The organism is Pseudomonas izuensis, from assembly GCF_009861505.1.
In the GTDB taxonomy this organism is placed as follows: domain Bacteria; phylum Pseudomonadota; class Gammaproteobacteria; order Pseudomonadales; family Pseudomonadaceae; genus Aquipseudomonas; species Aquipseudomonas izuensis.
On record NZ_WTFT01000025.1, the window covers coordinates 188,552 to 211,289 of the forward strand.

Here is a 22,738-nt window from a genome sequence, read left to right on the forward strand (position 1 = left end):
TTCTTATGCTGCGACTTTCCGTCCTCTCGCTGATCCTGCTCCCCACCTGCCTGCTGGCAGAACCAAGATGGAGTGCACCGAACAGGCTCGGTTCAGACCAAGAATACAGCGAGCGGGCGCCGCTGGATCGGCAGCCGTCGGTCGCGACGCAGGCCAAAGTGTGGGGACTATCGGATGACGAGTGGGCCACGTTCGAGCGACTGCAGACTGGGCCACGGCACTACTGGTCGCCACAGCTCGACCCTCTCACCACTCTGGGTGTGGAGGCCGAATCTGAGCAGGAGCGACAACGCTACGCCGAACTGCAAGTTCGCCTCGAAGCCAAACGCGCAGAACGCGAGCTGGCTTACCAGAAGACCTACACCGCCGCCTGGGCACGCCTGTTCCCCGGAATGCTGCCGGTGCAGGGGCTGGCCGATGAGCCCGCAACGTCGAGCAACACCCGTTATGCTCTGTTCGTGGAAGAACGCTGTCCAGCCTGCACGACCAGCACTCAGCAGTGGCTTCGTGCCGGCGCCCGCCTGGACGTGTACCTGGTGGGCAGCCAGGGTGACGACGAGAGTCTCCGACACTGGGCGCGTGACGCAGGCATTACCCCAGCCCAAGTCAGCAGCGGCCAGGTCACCCTCAATCACGACCGCGGCCGATGGTTCGCCCTGGGTGCTACCCGCCCGTTGCCGGCGCGCTTTCAGCAGGTGGACGGGAAATGGCAGCGCGTCGACTGATCCTCATGCTGGCCTTGACCGGCGTGACCGTCGTCCAGGCGGAGACCCTGCCTCCGCCCGCGTACCAGTTGGCCGCCGCGCGAGCCGGCATCCCCGCCTCGGTGCTTTTCGCCATCGCCCTGCAGGAGAGTGGCACCCCGCTACGCGGTCGTCTCATGCCCTGGCCTTGGACCTTGAATGTTGCCGGCACACCGCAGCGTTTTGCCAGTCGCGATGAGGCCTGTGCTGCGCTCAGGCTGGAACTCACTCGCCATGACCCCAAGCGTATCGATGTCGGTCTGGGACAGACCAACCTCGGTTACCATCCGGACCGCTACCCCAGCGCCTGCAATGCACTCGATCCACGCGCGAACTTGGCCGTCACCGCCGAGCTGCTGCGTGCGCACTATGCCGAGGTGGGTGACTGGATCGTGGCTGCTGGGCGCTATCACCGACCGGCCGGCGGTGCGCCCGCGGCGCGCTACCGTACACAGTTCAGTCGGCACTGGCAGCGCATCCAAGCGATCGCGTCACTTCGTGGAGGTTCACAGCCATGAGTCTTTCGCGCTTGGCGATGTTGGCCATCGGTCAGTGGCTGTCCCTCGCCGCCTTCCATGCCCCCGCCAATCCCCTGCCCGATGCCGTCTTGGAGTTGCCCACCCCCGACAAAGCCCCAGATCCACGCGCGCTGAACTGGGTGCTGCCGGTGCACAGCACGCACCTCACTCCAGGTGTCGTGCCGCGCAGAGTGCTGAACCTGCCAGGCATCACACCGCTATTCATGGTGGGGCAGGATTCCGTCTCCCTGGAATGGTTATCGCAGCATGCTCAAGCCCTGCAGGACCTGGGCGCCAGCGGTCTAGCCGTTGAAGTCGCCGACGCTCAGAGCCTGCGCCGCATCCAGGCGACAGCCCCCGGGTTGAGCATCTGGCCGGTAAGTGGCGATGACATCGCCGAACGGCTGGAGCTGGGGCACTACCCGGTCCTCATCACACCCACCGGCCTGGAACAATGAGGGATCATCATGGGTGACCATGCGATGGAGTCACTGTTGCGCCCAGCGGTTGAGCTGTACACCGTGGGCATCTGCGCCGGTGCCGGCGCCCTTTGCCTGCACTCGCCCTGGGCAGTAGCACTATCGCCAGAGGTGGGTATGGGCATGGCTCTGGCTTACACCGCGTTCGGCATCAAGCGCCTCAACGAGGCTCGGATTGTCCTGCGCTATCGGCACAACATCCGTCGCCTGCCGCGCTACTCGCTGACCAGCCGACAGATTCCGGTGAGCCGCCAGCGTCTGTTCATGGGGCGTGGCTTCCGCTGGACTCGCCTGCACACCCAGCGCCTGCTCGAAGCTCAGGACCCGGCGCTGGCCTGCTATGTGAACCAGTCGGTGGCCTATCAGTGGGCCAGGCGTCTGGAGTGTCTGCTGGAAAAGGCGCCTTCAGGGCTCTCGCTGCTGTCCCGCCTCACCGCCTGGGACAACCCACTCAATCCGGTGCGCCCGCTGCCACCGGTTGGGGGCTCGCCGCTGCTGCACGGCGTTGAGCCGAGTGAGCAGGAAGCCACCTTGCCGTTGGGTGAGCGTGTTGGGCACACCCTGGTGCTGGGCACCACCCGGGTCGGCAAGACACGCCTGGCGGAGGTCTACATCACCCAGGACATCCACCGGCCAACCCAAGAGGTGGTGATTGTCTTCGACCCCAAGGGCGACGCCGACCTACTCAAGCGCATGTACGTGGAGGCACGGCGCGCCGGCCGCGAACACGAATTCTACGTCTTTCACCTCGGGTGGCCGGAAATCTCCGCACGCTACAACGCCGTCGGCCGCTTCGGTCGCATCTCGGAAGTGGCTACCCGTATCGCCGGACAGTTAAGCGGCGAAGGCAACTCCGCAGCATTTCGCGAGTTCGCTTGGCGATTTGTGAACATCATTGCCCGGGCGCTGATTGAACTGGGCCGTCGTCCAGACTACCTGCAGATCCAGCGCCATGTGGTGAACATCGACGCGCTGTTCATCGAATACGCCCAACATTTCTTTGCCCACCACGACGCGCAGGCCTGGGAAGCGATCGTGCAAATCGAGGGTCGCCTCAATGAGAAGAATGTGCCGCGGCATATGATCGGCCGAGAAAAGCGTGTGGTTGCCATCGAGCAGTATCTGGCTGCGAAGCGCATCTTTGACCCGGTGATGGATGGTCTGCGTTCGGCCGTGCGTTATGACCGCACCTACTTCGACAAGATTGTCGCCTCGCTACTGCCCCTGTTGGAAAAGCTCACCAGTGGCAAGACGGCGCAACTGCTGGCCCCCAACTACACCGACCTTGACGATCCGCGGCCGATTTTCGATTGGCTGCAGATCATCCGTAAACGCGGCATCGTCTATGTCGGGCTGGATGCCCTGTCCGACGCCGAAGTTGCCGCCGCTGTCGGTAATTCGATGTTCGCCGACCTGGTCTCCGTCGCCGGTCACATCTACAAGCACGGCATCGATCACGGCCTGCCGGGTTCCTCCAGCGCGGCGGACAAGGTGCCGATCAACCTGCATGCCGACGAGTTCAACGAGCTGATGGGGGATGAATTCATCCCGCTGATCAACAAGGGCGGCGGTGCGGGTATCCAGGTTACTGCCTACACCCAAACCTTGAGTGACATTGAGGCGCGCATCGGCAGCCGGGCCAAAGCCGGCCAGGTCATCGGCAACTTCAACACCCTGCAGATGCTCCGTGTACGGGAAACCGCCACCGCGGAACTGCTGACCAATCAACTGCCGAAGGTCAATGTGCAGACACGGACTTTAGTCTCTGGGGCGACGGACACCGCGGATCCCGAGGCCCGTACGGACTTCACTTCGTCCTCTCAGGATCGTGTCACCACCGCCGCGGTGCCGTTGATAGAACCCGCACACATCATCGCCCTACCCAAGGGACAGATGTTTTCATTCCAGGAAGGCGGGCAACTGTGGAAGGTGCGCATGCCGCTGCCCACGCCGGCCAGCGACGATGCGATGCCGGCGGATCTGCAGGCCCTGGCCGCGTGCATGCGCGACTCATACAACGCCAATGCGGGTAATTGGTGGACCAATGCGGGAGGCGCACCGACAGCCGACTTCGATCCCGAAATGCCACCGCCTGGGCGTAGACGCGCATCGTAAACGCCTCGACAGTAACCGAGTACTGTGGAGCCCATATGCCCACCACCCCAGCCAGCTCACCTGCTGCACAGAAACGTCCGGGGCTCATATTCGGCACGGTCGAACTGTGCTTACGGCTACTCGGCCTGCTGTTCGCTTCGCTGCTGTTCTCCATCGTGCTGGAGTTCGTCGGCCTGCTGTGGTTCTGGCCGGAACAGGGCTGGCATCACAGCCATACCATGTGGTTGAGTGAGCTGGGCTGGCTCAGTAGCCATTTCAAGAGTTCCCTGCTCGTGCAAGAACCGGCACAAGCAACCGCCAAAGTACTTCAACACCTCAACGACTGGGTCGTGGTCCGCTCCGGATGGGCACAATCCGACGCCCAACTGAAGCTACTCAGTCGAGAGGCGTCACTGCAGGGGCAGTTTGCCCAAGTATACGTCGTGCTGCAGGACTACTTGCTGGCAGCCTTGTTCACGGTCTTCACTTTCGTGGTTCGCCTGGCCGTCCTCACCCTGGCCATGCCCCTGTTCCTGCTCGCCGTGATCACCGGTGCCGTCGATGGCTTGATGCGACGCGACCTTCGCAAGTTTGGGGCGGACCGGGAAAGCAGCTTTGTTTATCACCGAGCGAAGCGGACATTACTGCCACTGACGGTGAGCCCCTGGGTGATCTATCTATCTCTACCCTGGTCGCTCAATCCGAACTGGGTGCTGCTCCCATGCGCGACGCTACTCGGCTGCATGGTCGCCATTACTGCGGCGACTTTCAAAAAGTATCTCTGATCACTCACCTTTCACCTTTAAAAGCTGACGAAACAGTGCAGTAGAGATCTGCAGTGTCCAGCGCACCGTTATGCACAGAAAAATTCGCCTTCCGGTCAATTAGTTGGCCTGTTTACTAATCTCCCGCGCATCGATTTGCCTTGAAACCAATCTATCAAGACCCGTGTAAAGCGATGGTCCGCCAATCCTTTAAGGTCATGTCAACACCTGTCTAATACATCAAGGTGAATGCCAGATTCTCGGCTGGATTTCGCCATGATCTCTTCACGCTACCCGCTGCTACTTGCTTGCTTTGTGACGCTATCTGCCGCTGCACAGGATGCTCGCGAGCGTTCGGACCTAAGCCTTATGCAGCGGCAGATCACTGTCATCGAGCAGTTGGCCGATCGTGCGCGCATTAGCCAGGTCGATGTCGAAACGTCTCGGTATTACTTCGACTACCCGAGGTTCGTAGCGGACCTCGAGCGCATGCGCCGCGGGATCAGCAAGTACCTGTCGCCCTCCCGAGCGCAGCCAGCTGACTTGGTCGAGCTGACCGCTGATTACCATGCTGAAGCGCCCCACTCGAGCCCCCTCCGATGAGCATGACTGACGCCCAACTCAGCGCGTTTTCTGCCGTTTCTGGGTTTACCCCGCAGCTCAGTTCGATGCTGTGGCGCTCCTCGGTTCTGGTGCTGGCGTTGCTCTGGTGCTCTTGGGCCCTGTGGACCGGCTACCGCGGCTGGGCGGCCGGCAACATTAATTTCGGCGCGCTTGGCGGCAGCACTTTGCGCCTCGCTCTCGTCTTGATCGTGCTGATGTTTTTCATGTTGTCGTAATTCAGGAGACCTTGCCATGAACTTCTCCCGCCGTTGCCAGCGCCCGCTCGCCATGCTGCAAGATACGTGTTCCAAAGCCCTGCTCGGTGGTCTGGTGCTGCTGAGTTCCACGCTCGCCTGGGCTGACCTGCCGACCATGGAAGCGCCCTCCCGTGGCGAAGGTGCGGGGCTGATTGACACCATCAAGAACTATGCCTACGACGGCGGCATTCTGCTTGGGTTGCTGATCGCTACCCTCGCGTTCCTGGGCGTGGCCTGGCATTCGCTCACTGTTTACGCCGACGTGCAGAACCAGCGTAAAACCTGGAAAGACCTCGGCGCCGTGGTCGGTGTCGGCGCACTGCTGGTGGTGGTAATTCTGTGGTTTCTGACCAAAGCCGCCACGATTCTGTGAGGTCACCATGTCCGAGACCCCGACCACCCTGCCTGACGGCACGCTGACCTTCCTGCCGGAGCGCCTCAATCGTGACCCGGCCGTCCTGCGTGGCCTCACCAACGACGAGATGTGGGTTGCGCTGATTGTCGGCGCCACGCTCGGAGTGATCCTCGGCGCGCCACTGGCGGTGGTCACCGTCTCCATTGCTACCCTCCCTACCTGCATGTTCCTGTGCATGGCATTGGTGTTGCTCGGCGGCGGTAAGCTGCTGCGCCGGGCCAAGCGTGCCCGCCCCGAAACCTGGCTGTACCGGCGTTTACAGTGGCAGTTGGCGGTGCACTGGGGAATCGGTACCAGCCAACTGATCCTGCATTCCGGCCCCTGGACCGTCCGCCGTACGCGCCGGCATGTGAGGACCGCAACATGAGCCGCTTCCGCAATAAGGTGGACGCGCAGCAGGCGCATATCCTCAGCCTGCGTCTGGCCGTGGCGATCCTGGCGTTGTTGTCCACGGGGTTCTGGTACGGCTGGCAGACTGCACCCACTGAACTGACCATACACGTGCCGCCCGACCTGCGCTCCGGCAGTACACGCAAATGGTGGGACGTACCGCCCGAGAACATTTATGCCTTCGCCTTGTACATCTTCGGCCAGCTCAACCGCTGGCCCACCGATGGCGAACTCGACTATCACCGCGCCATCTTCGCCTTGCAGCCCTACCTCACCCCGGCGTGCAAATCCTTTTTCGACGGCGACTTCGAATACCGCAAGGCAGCAGGTGAACTGCACGGCCGAGTGCGCGGTGTGTACGAGGTGCTGGGTCGCGGCTACAGCGACGACCCCAACCTGCGAGTGAGGCAGCTGGATAAGCACAGTTGGCTCGTCAAGCTCGACCTCAATGCCGACGAATACTACGCCGCCGAGCCGGTAAAACGCGTGGTGGTGCGCTACCCGCTACGGGTGGTGCGCTTCGACGTCGACCCCGAACACAACAAGTGGGGCCTAGCCCTGGACTGCTATGAAGGCACACCGCAGAAACTGACGCTGCCTGGAGGTGCATGATGATGCGTGCCTTGATCCTGATACTCGTGACCGCCGCCGGCTGGTGCTCAGTCGCGGGCGCCCTCGAGGTCAAATACTGGGACCGCCTGCCGTTGGCCATCCCGCTTACGGTAGGTCAGGAACGCATCTTGATGCTGGACGAAGACGTCCGTGTCGGGCTACCCAGTGCGATCGCCAGCAAGCTGCGCGTGCAGTCCGTCGGTGGGACGGTCTACCTGCGTGCCGCGCAGCCCCTTGCCCCTACCCGACTGCAACTGCAGTCGGTGAAGTCTGGGGATATTATCCTGATCGACATCGAAGCACTCGACGGTAGTGAGTCGCTGGAGCCAGTCAAAATTGTCGCCCAGCCCCCAGCGCCTGATGTGGAATCCGCGCAGGGCTCAGCACCTGCAGCGACCCCGGTACCGGTGGTGCTCACCCGCTATGCGGCGCAGAACCTGTATGCGCCTCTGCGTACGGTGGCGCCACTGCCCGGTGTCCGTCGGGTGCCGCTGGGCAACTCCATCGCCTTCAGCACATTGCTGCCTACCGAACGGATTTCGATTAAGGGGTTGGCGGCCTGGCGCCTGGGCGACTACTGGGTGACGGCGGTGAAGATCGTGAATCGCGGACCAGGCAAAGTCACGCTCGACCCGCGTCACCTGCAGGCCACGTTGTACGCCGCTACGTTTCAGCACGCGTACCTCGGCAAAGCCGGAACACCCGAAGATACTACCGTGGCCTACCTCGTCACCCGCGGTGGCGACCTGAAGCACGCGTTGCTGCTGCCCCCCGCCGACGCCGGAGGCGGCCGATCATGAAAGCTAACAGCCTGCTGAAGTGGCTGGTACCCGGCATCCTGCTTGGGATAGTGCTAATCATCGGCAAATCCTGGGTGGTCGCACCTGGTAGCCAGCCAGCTCACGATCCCGACAAGGCAACACTCAGTCCGGAACAGGCAAAGGCTCTGGGCATCGCCGGCGACACTCCGCGCGACACCGTGGCCACGCTGATTGGCCAGGTCAAGGCGATGCGCAGCGAAATGCTGTCGTTGAAGAAAGGCAACGATGGATTGCAGACCGAGAACAGCCGGCTACGCACGCGCGAAGGCAATATCGACACCCGCATCCAGAGTACGTTGAGCAGTGTCACTCAGCAGGTCACCGAACAGCGCCAGCAGGCCAATGATGCCCGGCAGAAGGCCGAGCAACAGCATCGCGAAACCCAAGGGCTGCTGTCCAGGCTCAAGGACCAGCTCACCGACAAGCCTACAACGAAGTCCGACGTGCCCGTGGGTTTTGGTCTCGAGCCAGGTGACGAGCAGCAATTTTCAGGTGCGCACGCATCAGCTGAGGTGGTGCAGTGGATCGAACCGTCGAATGCGCGCGCCAGCCAAGAGGACACCACGAATGCCGTTGGTCCGCTGTCGACACTGACCTCGAAATTTAAGGACTTGCATGGTCTGGACAACAACGCGATCGACCGTGGCCAGGACCACTTGCGTGCCGTTGCCAAGGGCGAGCGCGATCTAGAAAGCGCCCAGGACCGCACCGAAGGTGCCAGGCCCGTCTACACCATCCCCGAAAACTCGACCTTAATGGGTTCCATCGCCATGACCGCCCTGATTGGCCGCGTGCCGGTGGATGGCACGGTGAACGACCCCTATCCATTCAAGGTGCTGGTGGGAGCGGACAACCTCACCGCCAATGGCATCGACCTACCAGACGTGGTCGGTGCGGTCATGAGCGGCACCGCCGCAGGCGACTGGACGTTGTCCTGCGTACGCGGCCAGGTCGAGTCGATCACCTTTATCTTCAGCGACGGCACCGTCCGCACGGTGCCGCAACCGCAAAAAGTCGTCAGCCGTAATCGCAGCAGCGCCCAGTCATCGGACACCGAGAAGATCCGCGGCGGCTTGGGCTACATCTCCGACCCCTATGGCATCCCGTGCATCTCCGGCGAACGTCGCTCCAATGCCCAGCAGTACCTGGGGAGTCAGAGCTTGATCACTGCAGCCGGTGCCGGCTTCGCCGCGGCATTGGGCAGTGAGCAGACCAATACCTCCTTCATCAACTCGGCCAGCGGCAACCTGGGCCTGACCCAGAACAGCGGCAACAGCGCGTTGAACTCGGTCATCAGCGGTGGCATTGGCGACATCCGTGAATGGATTAACAAGCTCTACGGTGAAGCCTTCGCGGCGATCTACGTCCCACCGGGGGCCAAGGTGGCCTTGCACCTGGACCATGAAATCAGCATCGACTACGAAGCCAAAGGCCGGAGAGTGAATCATGAAAGCCCATCCGTTTCGGTACTGGATCTGGATTAGCCTGCTGCTCAGCCTGCAACTGGCCGGTTGCTCCACCAGCAAAGATGAAATGCTGCCTCATGGCGATCAAACCATGCTGGACATCTGGAATGGCAGTGGCTCGGTCGGAGCGCAGCAACAACTGCAGGAGGCCCGCGGCGAACTGCGCAGGCCGGTTCTCGATCCGGAACGGCTGATCAGCGATCAGAGTGCCTACACGCGCATGGCCGCCAACGAGATCCGCCACCAGTTCCCGCGACTGCCCAACCCCGACCTGGTGATGTACGTCTACCCGCACCTGGCTGGCACCCAGCAGACGCCGGTGCCTGGCTATTCGACGGTGTTCCCACTGTACGAGAAGGTCCAGTACGCGCTGCCCGGCGAGCGCCGGGATGATTTGTGATGGCCGATGACACGAGTCGCGACCCACCGCGCTGGAAACCCTGGCGCGCGGCGCAACGTCGGCGCGCCACACTTGCCGATGAGGCTGCCCAGTACGCACGCAATCCCAGCTTCACCGACCACTTGCCCTGGGTCGAATACCTTGAGGACGAGCAGTGTTTTCTCCTCGACGACAATCGCTCGGTGGGCGCCGTGTTTGAACTGCAGCCGATCGGCACTGAGGGCCGTGAACCCGAGTGGCTGATGGCGGCGCGCGACGCCCTGGAAGACGCACTGCAGGACAGCTTCGACGAGCTCGACCAGGCGCCCTGGGTGGTGCAGTTCTTTTGCCAGGACGACAGTGACTTTTCCCCGTACCTCGAACGCCTGGAGCGCTACATCGCGCCTCGGGCACGAGGTACACCGTTCACCGAGGCTTTCCTCGCGGCGATGCAACGTCACCTCGACGCCATCGCCAAACCGGGCGGACTGTTCGACGACCATGTCGTCTCTCACCTGCCCTGGCGCGGCAGCAATCGGCGGATTCGGCTAGTGGTCTATCGCTGGCTGGGGGATCAAGGTGACGACGATACGCAGAGCCCGGCTCAACTGTTGAGCCGAACGTGTGATCGTCTGGTGGCCTCGTTGCAGGCCTGCGGGGTCAGCCCGCGGCGTCTGACCGGGCGCGACTTCTACACCTGGTTGCTACCCTGGTTCAATCCGGCCCCTGCCCTCACGGGCGAATCCCCCGCCGCGTTTTATCGACAAGTGCCCTACCCCGAGGAGGATGACGGCGATGGACTGCCGCTGCCGTTCGACCACAATTTTGCCGAGCGACTGTTCTTTCAGGAGCCACGCTCGGATTGCGACCAGGGCCTGTGGTTCTTCGATCAGCAGCCGCATGCCGTGATGGTGGTCGACAAGCTGCGTAGACCACCCCATATCGGTCAACTGACCGGCGAAACGCGTAAGGGCGAGGCCTTGAACGCCTTGTTCGATCAGTTGCCCGAGCAGGCCGTCATGTGTTTGACCTTGGTCATTACACCTCAGGATGTGCTCGAGGAACAGCTCAACCGATTGGCGCGCAAAGCCATCGGCGAGAACCTCGCCTCGACCCAAACCCGCCAGGACGTAGAAGAGGCCCGCGCGCTGATCGGCCGCCAGCACAAGCTGTATCGCGGCACCTTGGCGCTGTACCTGCGCGGTGCCGATGAACAGCAACTGCGCCAGCGCTCGACCCAGGCCGCCAACGTGCTGCTCGGTGCGGGCCTGCAGCCGGTGCGCGAGGGCGACGAAGTCGCGGCGTGCAACAGCTACCTGCGCTGGTTGCCGATGGTCTACAACCCGGCTCGAGACAGGCGCAATTGGTACACCCGACTGCTGTTTGCCCAACATATCGCCAACCTGCTGCCCCTGTGGGGGCGCAGCATCGGCACCGGCAATCCGGGCCTCACTTTTTTCAACCGCGGTGGCGCGCCCCTGTCGTTCGACCCGCTGTCGCGTTTCGATCGTTCCATGAATGGCCACCTGCTGTTATTTGGACCGACCGGCGCCGGCAAGTCGGCCACCTTGGTTTCGATACTGATGCAGGTCATGGCCGTGTATCGACCGCGGCTGTTCATTGTCGAAGCAGGCAACTCCTTTGGTCTGCAGGGCGATTACTTCGCTACCCTTGGGCTGTCCGTCAACAAGGTTCAACTCAAACCCGGCAGTGGCTTGAGCTTGGCGCCTTTCGCCGATGCTCGCCGTCTGATCGAACAGCCAGATCAGGTGGCCAGTCTGTCGACAGAGGACCTGGATGAAACCGTTTCGGATAGTGATGAGCAACGCGACGTGCTGGGCGAGCTGGAAATCACTGCCCGCCTAATGATCACCGGCGGCGAAGCCAAGGAAGAAGCGCGGCTGACTCGGGCAGACCGCAGCCTGATTCGCGAGTGCATCTTGGATGCCGCCAGACACTGCGCGGCCACCGAACAGCAGGTCATGACGCGCCACGTTCGTGACGCGCTACGCCAGGTCGCCAGCGATGCCCATTTGCCCGACAAGCGCCGCGAGCGGGCACAAGAAATGGCCGAGTCCATCGACTTGTTCTGTCAGGGTTTCGAGGGCGCTCTCTTCGACCGGCCAGGCACGCCTTGGCCAGAAAGCGATGTGACGATCGTCGACCTCGCCACCTATGCCCGTGAGGGCTACGAGGCGCAGATGTCTATCAGCTACATCAGCTTGATGAACACGGTAAATAACCTCGCCGAACGCGACCAGTACCTGGGTCGTCCGATCATCATGGTTACCGACGAAGGACACATCATCACCAAGAACCCGCTGCTGGCACCCTTTGTGGTCAAGGGCACCAAGATGTGGCGCAAGCTCGGCGCGTGGTTCTGGATGGCGACGCAGAACCTGGCCGACTTCCCCGATGCGGCGCGAACCATGCTCAACATGATCGAGTGGTGGATCTGCCTGAACATGCCGCCAGCGGAAATTGAAGAGATTGCCCGGTTCAAAAAGCTCACACCTGCTCAGAAGGCCCTGCTGCTTTCCGCGAGCAAGGCCTCGGGCAAATACACCGAGGGCGTGGTCCTGTCGAAGAACCTGGAGACGTTGTTTCGCGCGGTGCCGCCGAGCCTTTACCTCTCCCTTGCCATGACCGAACCAGAGGAAAAAGCCCAGCGCTGGCGACTGATGGAAGAACACCAGCAGTCCGAGCTGGACGCCGCCTTCACGGTCGCCGCGGAGATCAATCGGTTACGCGGCATGTCGTGAACACCCGAGCGCCGGCGACTTTCAAACGCCTTTCAATCAACAAAAAGTCGACATGAGTAGAGTTGTACTCCATCGGTGATTTTGCAGAATTTGCGGCCCCCAACCCGGCGACTGAAGAAACCGATCAGTTCGGCCTCGGTTTGTCCGCCGTCCTCTTCACTCGGATCATGGATGCTGAAACTTGGCGCACGGACGCACACCGCTGCCACATGTCGAGCGTTGCCCATGAACGTGACCGCCAACACCCAATGCAGTTTGCCAAAGTCCAGGAAGATTGGTCGTGGCCGAGCCTTCACCGCGGCTGTACTGCTCGTCGCGGCTGAGCAATGCGCGGCACTCACTACCCCCGCGATCATCGCCTCCGTAACTTCGCTGCAGTGCCTGGAATACCGGGTCGTCGGGATCTGCTTCTGGCTGCTCTGTACACCGTTTGGTTGCACGGTGAAGACCTCGCCCAAGGTCCGCCACTTCATTCCCGAGTTGGTGGTATCGAGCTATTCCGACACAGGCGGCAATCCCTGGGGCGAGGTGTCCGCACTGTCGATGCCCACACCGGCGTCACGAGGCGGTGGCAACCTGATCACGCCTTCGACGCGGCGCGATAATCTGCCCCGGTTCAAGAATGTCGACGGCATCGGGCATCCCGGCGGTTCGGCGTTGACAGCCCTTGCGCAAGGCTTCGGTTATGCGTGCCCGAGTGGGGCGACGCCCCTTGCGCCGTATTACCTCAGCACGCTCGACCCTCTGGCTTGGCGTCACGCCGTTCCCGAATCCCTCTACCCACAAGCGCTCATTCCGGGCATGCGCGAGATCGGCAGTCAGACACTGGGAAACATGTGGGGTAGTGTCTATCCGCGGCACGGATTTCTGGTGCAGCCTGACGACTTCAAAGCATCCGCCGTCATGGCCCAGCGTGCCAGCGACTTCATAACGCGCGTCGGCCAGCCGCATGTCTACCTGCCGCTGCAGCCGAGGCCATCTCCCGGCTATTGGCCGCCGCAGCCAGTAATGGAGAACAACGTCAACAACCACCGCTGGCAATTGCTCGCCCCGGTGATCCAGACCACCTGCGCCATTTTCCCCAGCCCAACGATCCAGAGCGCCGACAGCGCCTATGCCTGGTCGCTATGGCGCCCTTATCGCTGCTGCCAGCGAATGGGCCAAACCCTCCTGTTCAGCATCGACTTTGATGGAGGCCAATGATGAATACCCTCTCGCTCGGGTTGGTGTGCGCCCTCATGAGTGCCGTCGGCCATGCCGCCGAGAACGGCTATCACATTGGTGACCAGGCCCAAGTCCTGGATGACCGCGTGATGTACACCATCGGCGGCGGATCGGCGACGGGATCCCCCTCTTCGCTCTACCGCCCCAATGGCCTTGGCGTGGGCATGTCATGGCGCGCGAATATGATGTGCGGAAACATGAACCTCTCCAACACCCTGCAGAATCAGCTCAATGGCGCCACCCAAGGCTTCCAACAGATCATGGGCAATGTGATCGAGAATGCCACACAGGCCGTGATGTCCCTGCCGGCGATGATCATTCAGCGCGCCAACCCCGGTCTGTATGAGTTGCTGAGCAACGGCGTGCTGCAGGGGCGCATCGACTTTGACCGCTCAAAGCTTACCTGCCAGGCGATGGCGGCCAAAATGGCCGACAAGGTCGACCAGGCCGGTTGGGGCGCACTGGCACAGAACCAGGAGATGCAGCACAACCTCGAACAGTCCGACGGTGATGCTGTGATGGCGGTGAAGGACACTGAATCGAACAACGGCAACAACGGCGTCAGCTGGGTCGGTGGACAGAAAGCCGGTGGTAACGGTCAGGAACCCATTCGGGTGACTTCGGACGTTGTCAAGGCGGGCTACAACCTACTGCACAACCGCGCGATCGAGGATACGTCGGCCGTCGGCTCTGGCTGCCAGAATGGCGCCATCTGCCAGGCCTGGTCGAGTCCCGAGGAGGCCTCCGAATGGGCCACCCGCGTGCTTGGTGAAACCGAGGTAGAGACCTGCGACGACTGCGAGACGCTGCGCGTTACCGCCGGAACAGGCCTCTCGCCGCTGATTCAGGAAACCTACACCGAACACCTAGAGGGTCTGCAACGAATGTTGTCGGGCGCCGAGCAACCGACGCCGGAGAACCTCGGCAAAGTCTCTAGTCCCTTGCTGCAAGTCTCCCGAGGCGTCATCGAAGGCCTGCGCGACGACCCCGACCAAAACCTGTTGGCCCGGCGCCTGGCCAGCGAGACCGCGCTGTCGAGCGTGATCTACAAGGCGATGTTGCTACAGAGAACGCTCCTGGCCGGCAGTCATGAGCCCAATGTCGCGTCGGCGCAACCCGCCACCACCGCCCTCAATGGCAACGTCGAAACGTTGGAACGAGAGATCCGTCTGCTGCAAACGGAACTGCAGGTACGTCAGTCGCTGGCCACCAACACCGCCAGCCTAGTCCTTGATCGCCACGCCGGCGGTGCCGACGCCTCCCGCAGCATCGATCAGCGCGATCCGGAGCCGGACCGACTGCACCGCGCCGACCAGGGGAGGAGCACACCATGAAGCTGTTTACTGTGAAGTCCACGCTTGCCCATGTGCTGCTAATCCTCAGCGCCCTGGCCATGATGTTCTTGATTGCCTGGATGGCGCTGCAGCTGACTGGCGCCCAGGTTGAGCGGTTTGGGCAGGCGCACAGGGCTACACCCTACCTCGCCTCCTGGCGCGCCCTACTGTATGCCCTGATCATTGCAGGTTGGACCGCAGCTTTGCGCTTGCGGCCGGCGCCTGCGGACCAGCAACGGCTCAAGCGCCTCGGACTGATTGGCTTCAGCTCAATCATCCTGGTCGAACTGTCTCGCGCGTGAGGTGCAATCATGAGCACCAACAGCTATCTCGAGTACTACCTGTCGCTGCTGGCCTGGATCATCAACAACGGCATTTGGAACACACTGGCAGACACCGGGCTGTTTGCCGCGCCCTTTGGTGCGATCATCCTCCAGGAATGGCTGTCCGCTCGCCAACAAGGCGCTGACGAGGGCAACAAAGGCTTGCTGTCGATCCCTCGCGTTGAGAACCGGTTGTGGATCAGTTACGTGGTCATCCTGTTTGCCTGCATGCCGTTTTTTCCACTGAACCTCTCCTCCGTGACCTTCGACGATACGGCGAGCCAACGCTGTGGTATCTCCATGACCAAACCCGCTGAAACGGCCTGGGGTACAACTTTCAACACCATCGGCGAGAAATCAGCGAATGTGCCGGTGTGGTGGTTTCTCGTGCATGCCATGAGCAAAGGCATCACGGCGGCCGCGACCGCCTCGATCCCATGTGCGCCTGACATCCGCGCGATGCGCATGGAGATCGACAGCTCGCGTATCAACGACCAGGTGCTGCTGCAGGAAGTCGCCGATTTTACCCGAGATTGTTACGGCTTCTCACGCTCGCGGCTGTTCACCAATCGCCCCGAACTGGACGAGTCGCAGAGCTACGACGCATCCTGGATTGGCTCGACGTACTTGCTCAACACGCCGGGTTATTACGACATGGATCGATCGCGAACGCCCCGGGTCGATTGGCCATACGACGAGACTCGGGATACCTCCCTGCCCCGACTCGACAACGGCGCTGGATACCCTACCTGTAGACAATGGTGGAGCGATGCGACGGTCGGGTTGCGTGATCGCTTGGTCGCCGAGGTCGATCCATCACTGATTTCAAGCCTGCGAGGTTGGCTAACGGGGCGGAGCACCACCGAGATCGAAGACGCCACCCTTCGCGAGCTGGTAAGCCCACGACAGCAATCGTTGAGCATGGCGCCAGGACAGGTGTACCAGGATTACGGGAGCAGCGCCCGTGGCGGATCACTGACGCAAGGACTGAACAACCTGGCCACGAACACCGGGTTGGCGCTGGGCTCGTTCAGCAATTTCCCGGCGATGAATGCATTACGCGCCGCACTACCGATGGTCCAGGCCTTTCTGATCATGGGCACGATCATCAGCCTACCGCTGGTACTGCTGATCAGCACCTATCAGCTCAAGGCACTAATGACCGTGACGTTCGCGCTGTTCACCCTGCACATGCTGACGTTCTGGTGGGACCTGGCACGCTGGATCGACTCAAGCATGCTGGACACGCTGTACAACCAAGTGTCTGCGACGGACCAGACACTCTTGTCGTTGCCGACATCTGGCTTCATGGATGGGACGGTGACCGCGCAAGTGATCGAGTACGTCATGGGCGCGATGTTTTTGGTACTGCCGATGTTCTTTCTCGGAGCGATGAGCTGGGCGGGGTACAACGTGGGCAGTGGCGTCCAATCGCTCCTCACTCGAGGAACAGAAGCAGCTCAGGTCCAAGCAGAAAAGGGCTCCTCTCAGCTCATATCTGGAGCCCGGAGATTAAAATAGTCTGTTACCTGAGTGCCCCATTATCGTCGTACAGCTCCGGATACTTGAGTTGATGTCGGGGGTGGCTCACTTCGTGAATACGAGGTTGCTTAGCAGCGCTAATGGGCAGAGCCGCAATGGTCCATACAGCAATCATTCCGATCGCCAAGAAAATCGCAACTGATGCCGCGGCAAGCACAAGCACTACCTTGAGACTCTGAAAGCCGATTTGCCGATATTTAAAGGGCACAGCAGCCAGAATGCGGGAATGCAAAATTCTCGCTTCGAGTTGATTCACCAGGCGCCCCGCACGGACTGCAGCACGAACTAAAGACTTGCCTATTGGGGTACTGCTGGAAGTAGAAGAAGCTGGAGTAGTCATTTGATTGCCTCCCTTCCCTTTTCTGCACTCTTGGCCAAGTAGGCACCAAGACTTTGGATCCAAGCTCTAGCTTACTCCTCTTCCGCTGGTTCCCATGACCGTTGATCGCTTGGACTGCGCTGATAATCGTCAGTGGGACTGCATGGATTGAAGCAGCTCTTTCCTCCTAAAAACACCATTGACGCTACGTCGTTCCGCTTGATAAACCGACTGTGCAATTGCTGGTTTCCAGCACCCCAGGTAGTCATGACCTTCAAGGCTACGTCACTCTCGTGATGGTTCTCCCCAAATGCGATTCGCGTTCGGCAGCTCGCACGGTCATCGCTCCCGCGGTGATGAACGCCTTCTAATATCCAGGCTCACTGAGCCTGCGTCTTCAATGCAACCCTTCTCAATCCATTCCTGTGCTGGGAATTCCCCCGCACGGGTGGCATTCCTCCGCACCTTCTGGAGGATCTCATCATGCTGCGCTTCTCAGGCTCTGCACTTCACGCTGTGTTGGCCGAGGCCGGTATCAACCGCTGTAGATTGATATTGGTCAAGGACCATGGTGTCTACCTTACGTCCGAGATCGGCGAAAACAAACCGGATGGAAGCGGCCGACAACACGTGGTCTACGCCGCCGGCTGCGACCCAAATGTCGACGACTTCGATTCTTGGTGGAATCGGGCACAAGATGAATTGGGTGGCGATGATTTTGCCGAGTACTTCGACAACGACGATCCGGTCCTGGCAAGTCTTCGCGGGACAACCGGGTCGCTGGTGGTGGAGGCAACTTCCACCCATCTATACCTAGCTGCCGAAGTTGGCCCGACGACAAAATCCTGAACGCCAATTTGAGTCAGTCAAATTTCCGGAGGGGCTCCTTATCCGTGCCTTTCTGGCACATCTTTCGCGCCACTCTCCAAACGATTAAAGATGCCGTTTATCTGGAACCTGAGGTCAATATTCTTCCCTGGAACGCGCTGGATAGACTCGCTTGCATGTGGTCTGGATTGGCGATTGACCCCACGTTCGAACGCGTTTTAATACACAGACATTCCACGTCTCGCTGAGTGCAAAGCCCGCGCAAGAACCTCCCCAGAGGTGTCGTGGGACCAACCATCCGGAGGCTCCGATGTCCAGGATGAAACTCTTCTCGACTGCCGTGGTGCTGAGCCCTGGTGCGTGGCAACACGTCATCGATCCTGATGCAGGCAACGCCCCTGTTGGACATTCGGCACAGCGCTTGGCAGCGCTGCTCTACAGCGCCCTGACTTTCGCCCCTCATGTCTTGCAGTCCCCAATCGATCTGCCGTTTGATCACCCGCAGAGCGTCGACACATCAGTCGTCACTCAATCATTTCCATTACAGCTGGCACGTATCACACCAAGCAGTGGTCCGGATTTTCTGCTCATCCGTCTGCCAAGTGAGACCGCCGTAGACATCCCCGCCATCTGATCCGACAGCGCATCCACTGCCCCTCTACCCCACCGGGAACCCTTCCCGGCCGGGCAGCGTTCCCCCCTTCACAACCGGAGAACGTCATGTCCGATATCTACCTGGACGTCACCAACAAGATTGTTAGCGCTATAAGTCAAGGAGTGATCCCGTGGATCAAACCTTGGACAACCACCAGCTCGAGCGCTGACTCCCCTTTCCCGATCAACGCCATCACCCGACGCCCCTACGCCGGCATCAACATTCCGCTGCTGTGGGCCGAGGCGCGCCTGCGTGGTTTTCGCCAGGATCGCTGGCTCACGTTCAACCAGGCACGCAAAGCCGGTGGCCATGTTCGCAAGGGTGAGCAATCAACCCTCGCGGTGCTGTATAAACCAATGAGCAAGGAGGCACACGATGAGGACGGTCAGGTCGTTCGTGATGAACAGGGCAACATCAAAATGGTGCAATTCGCGCTACTGCGCACGCATTGCCTGTTCAACATCGAGCAGACCGAAGACTTGCCTGCCGAAGAGCAAATACACAATGAGTGTGACGACCAGCCGGCCTTCATTGATCATGCCCCAGCCGAGCAACTGCTGGTCGCGAGCGGGGCACACATCGAGCATCGCTACGGAGATCAGGCGTTTTATCAGCCGGTGCGAGATTTCATCCAACTGCCTACCAAGGGTCAATTCGAAGACGTCGGCAGCTACTATGCGATGGCCCTTCATGAGCTGACACACTGGTCGGGTCATCTTTCGCGTCTCAACCGCGATGGTATTACTGGCGGTCACGCATTTGGTTCCGCGGAATACGCCTTCGAGGAGCTGGTAGCGGAAATGGGCGCAGCATTCCTCTGTGCGCTGACCGGCACCCAAGGTGAGTTACGTCACGAGGAGTACCTAGCGTCCTGGCTGAAGATACTCAAGGAGGATAAGCGTGCAATCTTCCGCGCCAGCGGCCAAGCACGTGAGGCCTCCGAATACCTGCTAGCACTGCAGTCGGATCAAGGCACCAAGAGGATAGAACGGCTAACGGCATGACTTCACTCAAGCAGCAAAAAGGCCCCAAAAGGGGCCTTTGTTTTGCTTGCAACGCCGATCAGCCGCCGTTGCGACTGGACGACCGATTACTGCAACCAGCTCTCGACAGTGTCGGAGCCGTGCTCCTGCTTCCACTGCTTGAGGATTTTGTGGTTGCCGCCTTTGGTCTCCACGACTTCACCGCTGTGCGGGTTCTTGTAGCGCTTGATCTCACGAGGCTTGCGCTGGACGTTACTGGTACCGCCGGCGGTACTTACGCTCACCCCCTTGGATGGATCAAGAATGGTGATCACCTGGCGCAGGTTCATGCCGTACTCTTCCAGCAAGGCCCTGAGCTTTTGTTCGAACTCGATTTCCTGCTTCAGCCCGGAATCGTTTTTCATCGCATCCAGCTGTTGAAGTTGCGCGGCCAGTTGCGCTTCCAGCGCTTTGAATTCGGCAAGCTTAGACATGGGTTCTCCTAGGTATGAGACAAGTGTGAGAACAGTATCTGAGATCCGCACATCAACCGAGGGCTTGATGCTCACTTCGGTCGTCTGGTGTCCAGCTTTAACTAATCTACCTGACTTTTCACTCTGCCAAGTATTGGCACAGCTGGCCAACAAGTTGCCGAGGTGCAGGGCTATTCCCAATTTTGAACAAGATATCGCGCTGGCTGCGTGGCAGCTTTTTCGCGCAGCGCTTAGCAGCTGAACGAATGGCAGCGTCAGTCCCATGAATCCGGTCGACCAATAGCACGATCAACACTGCATCGGTAAGCGTCATCAGCGCCCCTGCTTCGAAAGATGATGCCGGCCAGTTTAACCCTTGTAAAAGGGGCCCGCTATCCTGATCGACCGACTAACCTGACGCGCCCGCCTTCGGATTTTCGCGTTCGCGAAAAGGACAAAAGCAGTAAAGGGTAATGGCGCCAATGGAAGGAATTGCAAGGGTAAGAGGCTTATCCAAAAAGGCAAAAGGACCTCCCGGATGCAAAGCAGGTAATGCGATGATGCGCTGGTGGCTCAAACATCAAAAAGGCAACGCTGCCAACCCCACGTCAGAGCTTGTCGCCCAAGGTTACTTCTTGCCTGAGTCATCAGAATCGCTCCTTGCCGCCGACCACCGGAAGCGGCTGCTCGAGCGCATCTGGCAATACACAGCCCTTTCCCAACCTCAGTTCGATCAACTCTATCTCGATCCCATCCACCGCTACGCCAGGTATGTACAACAACTACCTGCCAGCGAGAGCCATCATCACGCCTATCCGGGAGGCATGCTGGACCACGGTTTGGAGCTGATGGCCTGCGGCCTGAAACTGCGCCAGTCGTACCTGCTACCCAGCGGCGCTGCGCCCGAAGACCAGGCTGCGCAAACCGACGCCTGGAGCGCCGCCATCGCCTATGGAGCACTGCTCCATGACATTGGCAAGATTGCTGTCGACCTGCAGGTGCAGTACGAAGATGGTGACCTCTGGCATCCTTGGCACGGCCCCCTGAACAAGCCCTACCGCTTCCGCTACGTGGCCGGCCGCGACTACAAGCTACATGCTGTGGCTGCTGGGCTGCTGTACACCCAGATACTGACACCGCGACTGCTCGACTGGCTCAGCAGCTACCCAGCATTGTGGGGTCAACTGCTATCCCTATTGGCCGACCACTATGAACACGCCGGCACATTGGGGGAGCTGGTACTGCAAGCTGACCGGGTGTCCACCGCGCAGAACATCGGTGCCAATCCCACCAAGGCCCTGCAGGCACCCATTCGCTCGCTTCAGCATCACCTGCTGACTGGCTTGCGCCATCTGGTCAAAAACGAGTTCAAGCTCAACCAGCCCGGGGCTGCCGGCTGGCTCACCGAGGGCCACCTGTGGTTGGTCAGCAAGACCGCGACCGACAAACTTCGCGCCTATCTGCTGAGCCAGGCGGTGGATGGTATCCCCTCCTCTAACATCGCCATGTTCGATGAACTGCAATCGCACGGGTTGATAGATGCAACGCCAGAAGGCAAAGCTATTTGGAACGCAACCGTTGCGACCGAAGGATGGCAACATCGCTTCACATTCCTCCGTCTGCAACCGAGTCTGATTTGGGCCGATGAAAGCCGGCCCCGATGCTTTGAAGGGACAGTTGAGCTCGTTGCTGACAATACCGTGCCGAGCGGTGAAGCTATCGAGTCGGCCTTGGATCGGCCACAAGCAACTTCGGCCAAGGAAACGCCAGAGCCCTTACCTCAGAACCTTGACTTCGACTATCTCGATGACTTGATGGATATGTTGCAAGAGACGGTTGAGCACGAGGATGAATCGAGCGCTCAAGGACTGAAATCCTCAACTGCTTCACCCCGCGAGGCACCAGGGCTGGCCTTTGTCGACTGGCTACGCGAGGGGATCCAAAGCCATCGCCTGCTCGTCAACGACTGTAAGGCAAAGATTCACACAGTCGAGGGCACGTTCTACCTGGTCACACCCGGCATTTTCCAGCTCTACGCTTCGGAGCACCCTGAGCTATCTGCAGGTGACGACAAGACCGATGCTTGGCGGCGCACTCAACGTCACTTTGAGCACTTAGGCGTACATCTCAAACGACCAAACGGGCAGAACATATGGACTTGCACAGTGCAGGGCCCCCGCCGGAGGGCTTCCCTCAATGGCTACATGTTGCAAAATGCTGAAACTCTTCTGAGCCCTGTCCCTACTGACAATCCTTTCCTCAATCTTACTTATTAGCATCGCAAGGGCAGCCCCATGCGCGCGTGGAATGCCAGCGAAATAGTTCGCTGTCCCGAAAGCGGCCGTGTCGGTTCTTGGAAAAGGTCGAGTGATTAGGGACTTCATCTTCCAGGCTCAACCGGCAGAACCAGCGATACGCCAGGTTCAAATGGGCCTCTTCGCACAACCGCCGCTCGGAGCGAATGCCGTAGCAATAGCCCACGATCAGCATGCGAATCATCAGTTCAGGATCAATCGACGGACGTCCAATCGGACTATAGAAATCGGCAAGATAATGGCGCAGGTCGCTCAGATCGAGACACTGATCAATGCTGCGCAGAAGGTGATTGGCTGGGATGTGATCTTCAAGGTTGAACGAGTAAAACAATCGTTCCTGCCCACTCGATAACTGTCCCATCATGCTGCGTGCTTCCCTGCTGGCCAATGCAGAGATATTGCCGCAGGCCAGACAGGGGAGCTACTTTTTCAACAGAATCGGCCAGAAGCAATGGGATGG

The 22,738-nt window shown here is 60.2% G+C and carries 25 protein-coding genes and 1 pseudogene; 22 read left to right on the top strand and 4 right to left on the bottom strand.

From position 1 onward, the window contains the following. Window positions 1-5 precede the first annotated feature (5 nt). From GPL81_RS20835 to GPL81_RS20920, 18 genes are all read left to right on the top strand, one after another. A complete protein-coding gene (locus GPL81_RS20835; protein WP_160108266.1) occupies window positions 6-725 on the top strand; it encodes a TIGR03759 family integrating conjugative element protein in 720 nt (239 codons plus the stop codon). Continuing rightward, a complete protein-coding gene (locus GPL81_RS20840; protein ID WP_160108267.1) occupies window positions 707-1,261 on the top strand; it encodes a lysozyme family protein in 555 nt (184 codons plus the stop codon). The genes GPL81_RS20835 and GPL81_RS20840 overlap by 19 nt, the downstream gene beginning before the upstream one ends. Next, complete coding sequence (locus GPL81_RS20845; protein WP_246218957.1) at window positions 1,258-1,719, top strand: integrating conjugative element protein; 462 nt, start codon at window positions 1,258-1,260, stop codon at window positions 1,717-1,719. The genes GPL81_RS20840 and GPL81_RS20845 overlap by 4 nt, the downstream gene beginning before the upstream one ends. A gap of 9 nt (window positions 1,720-1,728) precedes the next feature. Further along, window positions 1,729-3,855: a type IV conjugative transfer system coupling protein TraD gene (gene traD, locus GPL81_RS20850; protein WP_160108268.1), complete on the top strand. Its 2,127-nt coding sequence runs from the start codon at window positions 1,729-1,731 to the stop codon at window positions 3,853-3,855. A 35-nt stretch (window positions 3,856-3,890) separates the two neighbouring features. After that, complete coding sequence (locus GPL81_RS20855) at window positions 3,891-4,619, top strand: TIGR03747 family integrating conjugative element membrane protein (protein ID WP_160108269.1); 729 nt, start codon at window positions 3,891-3,893, stop codon at window positions 4,617-4,619. A 255-nt stretch (window positions 4,620-4,874) separates the two neighbouring features. Then, complete coding sequence (locus tag GPL81_RS20860) at window positions 4,875-5,201, top strand: integrative conjugative element protein, RAQPRD family (RefSeq protein WP_246218958.1); 327 nt, start codon at window positions 4,875-4,877, stop codon at window positions 5,199-5,201. Then, the gene (locus GPL81_RS20865; protein ID WP_160108270.1) at window positions 5,198-5,437 is read left to right on the top strand and encodes a TIGR03758 family integrating conjugative element protein; all 240 of its coding nucleotides are present in this window, start codon (window positions 5,198-5,200) and stop codon (window positions 5,435-5,437) included. The genes GPL81_RS20860 and GPL81_RS20865 overlap by 4 nt, the downstream gene beginning before the upstream one ends. A gap of 16 nt (window positions 5,438-5,453) precedes the next feature. Then, window positions 5,454-5,831 carry a TIGR03745 family integrating conjugative element membrane protein gene (locus GPL81_RS20870; protein WP_160108271.1) on the top strand — a complete coding sequence of 126 codons (378 nt, stop codon included), beginning with the start codon at window positions 5,454-5,456 and terminating at the stop codon, window positions 5,829-5,831. Between the two features lie 7 nt (window positions 5,832-5,838). Next, complete coding sequence (locus GPL81_RS20875; protein ID WP_160108272.1) at window positions 5,839-6,240, top strand: TIGR03750 family conjugal transfer protein; 402 nt, start codon at window positions 5,839-5,841, stop codon at window positions 6,238-6,240. Beyond that, window positions 6,237-6,875: a PFL_4703 family integrating conjugative element protein gene (locus tag GPL81_RS20880; protein ID WP_160108273.1), complete on the top strand. Its 639-nt coding sequence runs from the start codon at window positions 6,237-6,239 to the stop codon at window positions 6,873-6,875. The genes GPL81_RS20875 and GPL81_RS20880 overlap by 4 nt, the downstream gene beginning before the upstream one ends. Next, window positions 6,872-7,675, top strand: coding sequence for a TIGR03749 family integrating conjugative element protein (locus GPL81_RS20885; RefSeq protein WP_343038529.1), 804 nt, complete (start codon window positions 6,872-6,874; stop codon window positions 7,673-7,675). Before GPL81_RS20880 ends, GPL81_RS20885 begins: the two co-directional genes overlap by 4 nt. After that, on the top strand, window positions 7,672-9,180 hold the full coding sequence (locus GPL81_RS20890) for a TIGR03752 family integrating conjugative element protein (RefSeq protein WP_160108274.1): 1,509 nt from the start codon (window positions 7,672-7,674) through the stop codon (window positions 9,178-9,180). The genes GPL81_RS20885 and GPL81_RS20890 overlap by 4 nt, the downstream gene beginning before the upstream one ends. Then, window positions 9,143-9,562: a TIGR03751 family conjugal transfer lipoprotein gene (locus GPL81_RS20895; RefSeq protein ID WP_160108275.1), complete on the top strand. Its 420-nt coding sequence runs from the start codon at window positions 9,143-9,145 to the stop codon at window positions 9,560-9,562. The genes GPL81_RS20890 and GPL81_RS20895 overlap by 38 nt, the downstream gene beginning before the upstream one ends. Then, window positions 9,562-12,303 carry a conjugative transfer ATPase gene (locus GPL81_RS20900; RefSeq protein WP_160108276.1) on the top strand — a complete coding sequence of 914 codons (2,742 nt, stop codon included), beginning with the start codon at window positions 9,562-9,564 and terminating at the stop codon, window positions 12,301-12,303. The genes GPL81_RS20895 and GPL81_RS20900 overlap by 1 nt, the downstream gene beginning before the upstream one ends. A gap of 225 nt (window positions 12,304-12,528) precedes the next feature. Next, window positions 12,529-13,506 (top strand): TIGR03756 family integrating conjugative element protein, encoded by a 978-nt coding sequence (locus GPL81_RS20905; RefSeq protein ID WP_160108277.1) that lies wholly within the window; start codon window positions 12,529-12,531, stop codon window positions 13,504-13,506. Next, window positions 13,506-14,861 carry an integrating conjugative element protein gene (locus GPL81_RS20910; protein ID WP_160108278.1) on the top strand — a complete coding sequence of 452 codons (1,356 nt, stop codon included), beginning with the start codon at window positions 13,506-13,508 and terminating at the stop codon, window positions 14,859-14,861. The genes GPL81_RS20905 and GPL81_RS20910 overlap by 1 nt, the downstream gene beginning before the upstream one ends. Next, window positions 14,858-15,163, top strand: a complete 306-nt coding sequence (locus tag GPL81_RS20915) for a hypothetical protein (RefSeq protein ID WP_160108279.1) — start codon at window positions 14,858-14,860, stop codon at window positions 15,161-15,163. Before GPL81_RS20910 ends, GPL81_RS20915 begins: the two co-directional genes overlap by 4 nt. A 9-nt stretch (window positions 15,164-15,172) precedes the next feature. After that, window positions 15,173-16,705: a conjugal transfer protein TraG N-terminal domain-containing protein gene (locus GPL81_RS20920; RefSeq protein WP_160108280.1), complete on the top strand. Its 1,533-nt coding sequence runs from the start codon at window positions 15,173-15,175 to the stop codon at window positions 16,703-16,705. A gap of 4 nt (window positions 16,706-16,709) precedes the next feature. Here GPL81_RS20920 and GPL81_RS20925 read toward each other — a convergent pair whose 3' ends face one another. Then, on the bottom strand, window positions 16,710-17,066 hold the full coding sequence (locus GPL81_RS20925) for a hypothetical protein (protein ID WP_160108281.1): 357 nt from the start codon (window positions 17,064-17,066) through the stop codon (window positions 16,710-16,712). A 462-nt stretch (window positions 17,067-17,528) separates the two neighbouring features. On the opposite strand from GPL81_RS20925, the gene GPL81_RS20930 reads away from it, so the two are divergent. The 3 genes from GPL81_RS20930 (at window position 17,529) to GPL81_RS20940 (ending at window position 19,532) form a co-directional block, all read left to right on the top strand. Next, window positions 17,529-17,894, top strand: a complete 366-nt coding sequence (locus GPL81_RS20930; RefSeq protein WP_160108282.1) for a DUF3085 domain-containing protein — start codon at window positions 17,529-17,531, stop codon at window positions 17,892-17,894. 289 nt (window positions 17,895-18,183) lie between these two features. Then, window positions 18,184-18,507, top strand: a complete 324-nt coding sequence (locus GPL81_RS20935; protein ID WP_246218959.1) for a hypothetical protein — start codon at window positions 18,184-18,186, stop codon at window positions 18,505-18,507. 86 nt (window positions 18,508-18,593) lie between these two features. After that, the gene (locus GPL81_RS20940; RefSeq protein ID WP_160108283.1) at window positions 18,594-19,532 is read left to right on the top strand and encodes an ArdC family protein; all 939 of its coding nucleotides are present in this window, start codon (window positions 18,594-18,596) and stop codon (window positions 19,530-19,532) included. Between the two features lie 86 nt (window positions 19,533-19,618). Here GPL81_RS20940 and GPL81_RS20945 read toward each other — a convergent pair whose 3' ends face one another. Next, window positions 19,619-19,984 (bottom strand): histone-like nucleoid-structuring protein, MvaT/MvaU family, encoded by a 366-nt coding sequence (locus GPL81_RS20945; RefSeq protein ID WP_160108284.1) that lies wholly within the window; start codon window positions 19,982-19,984, stop codon window positions 19,619-19,621. Window positions 19,985-20,102: 118 nt separating this feature from the next. Continuing rightward, window positions 20,103-20,297, bottom strand: a complete 195-nt coding sequence (locus GPL81_RS31530; RefSeq protein WP_246218960.1) for a DUF7740 domain-containing protein — start codon at window positions 20,295-20,297, stop codon at window positions 20,103-20,105. Window positions 20,298-20,520: 223 nt separating this feature from the next. On the opposite strand from GPL81_RS31530, the gene mobH reads away from it, so the two are divergent. Continuing rightward, window positions 20,521-22,239, top strand: coding sequence for a MobH family relaxase (mobH, locus tag GPL81_RS20950; RefSeq protein ID WP_160108285.1), 1,719 nt, complete (start codon window positions 20,521-20,523; stop codon window positions 22,237-22,239). A gap of 37 nt (window positions 22,240-22,276) precedes the next feature. Here the strand turns inward: mobH and GPL81_RS20955 are convergent. Continuing rightward, window positions 22,277-22,642: pseudogene (locus GPL81_RS20955) on the bottom strand (transposase); the annotation flags it as partial. Window positions 22,643-22,738: the final 96 nt, after the last annotated feature.